This is a genomic window from Protofrankia sp. CiP1_Cm_nod3, from assembly GCF_982290655.1.
On the sequence record NZ_CEVIVD010000149.1, the window covers coordinates 1 to 1,333 of the forward strand.

2 protein-coding genes are annotated in these 1,333 nt (G+C 65.3%); both read right to left on the reverse strand.

All coding sequences use genetic code 11. The features are described 5' to 3' along the window. Window positions 1-188: 188 nt before the first annotated feature. Complete coding sequence (locus AC5LUJ_RS20415) at window positions 189-623, reverse strand: PIN domain-containing protein (RefSeq protein ID WP_250291608.1); 435 nt, start codon at window positions 621-623, stop codon at window positions 189-191. Then, window positions 620-856, reverse strand: a complete 237-nt coding sequence (locus AC5LUJ_RS20420; protein ID WP_250286541.1) for a CopG family transcriptional regulator — start codon at window positions 854-856, stop codon at window positions 620-622. The genes AC5LUJ_RS20415 and AC5LUJ_RS20420 overlap by 4 nt, the downstream gene beginning before the upstream one ends. Between the last annotated feature and the right edge of the window lie 477 nt (window positions 857-1,333).

Genomic DNA, 1,333 nt, shown 5'->3' on the forward strand with positions numbered 1-1,333 from the left:
GGCCGACGACCGTGCCGGAGAGGGTGTAGCGCGGGTACCAGCGCACCGCCGGCACTTCCCCTCGGGCGGGAAGCGGAAGTCGGCGAACTCCGACGTCGGAACCGGCGGACGGACACGACGTCGATGCATCACTCGATCATGACTGATCGGCAGCCGAGACGGCGGGCTTCGCCAATGCAACAGTGCCGTCACAGGTCGTCCGGCAGGAGACGGAACGCCTTGTGGTTGCTGAGCGGACGTATCGCACGGAAGTCTCGCCGGTCGAGCGTGAGAACGCTGTCGGTCTCGTACTGCTCCGCCAGCACCACGTTCACTGCGTCCGCCAGGTCCAGGCGCAGGTCGGCGTACCGGCTCTGGACCGTGCGAGCCTTGCGGAGGGTATCGGCTGACACCTCTGGGACCAGGATGCGCATGGCGCCCTCCTGTTGTAACAGCCAGTCATTGACTTTATAGGCGGCCTTGCGGTCGACGTTGCGGGTGATGACGTGCTCGACTTCAGCGAACACCAGCGGGGAAACCAGGGTCACGGACGCCTCGCGCAGTGCCGCGCGGGCTGCCTGGTGTTCCGGATTGCCAATGTTGAAGGCGGCCATGAGGCCAGAGGTGTCACCAACGACGATCACGTGGCGATACCAGTCGTGCCGTTTTTCCGGTCGACCGCTTCGTCGACCGCTTCGCGGACGTCATCTTCGGTGAGCGGGCCGCCGAAGTCGAGTGCCGGTATGTCCCAGTCGCCGGACCATCGGCGGGCGTGCAGCGCGGCGATACGGAACGCCTCGCGAAAATACTCGGATTCGGGCCGGCCTTCACGCGCTGCCGCCTCCTTGACGATCTGCAGGTATTCCTCCTCGACCATGACGGTCGTCTTCTTCAAGGCCATAGGGTTATGGTACCACCACCAGCAATATTGATCGCGATCGCCGGCTCTCGTGGGCGTTGCGGATGTCGCGTCATGCTCCCACTGTCCGTGCCCGAAACTCGTCCGTGGGCCCTGACCAGGGCTTCTGCACCACGGGTCAGCGCGACGAACGATCTACAAGCCTTCTGTGCCGCCGTGATGGGGACGGCGCACCCCGCGGGTGCCAGAAACCCGGATCGGGTCACATCGATCCGGTTGACAAGGCCGGGATCGCCAGTCGAAGATCCGCAGAGTCGATCTTCAGGACTACCCGGCAAGCCATGACAGGTCGCGCGACCCGCGCTCGGCGGGATGCCGTTCGCGCCGAGCGCACCGCGGAAGAAGCCGAAGCCGCTGAGGTCGAAGCGCTGGAGAACGAGCAGATCGTGGTGTCGGTGCGGGTACCTGCCTCCCTGGCCGAGACCCTCAAGGCCC

Coding starts and splice junctions, on each gene's coding strand:
- AC5LUJ_RS20420 (WP_250286541.1), bottom strand. CDS start 856: ATGGTCGAGGAGGAATACCTGCAGATCGTCAAGGAGGCGGCAGCGCGT.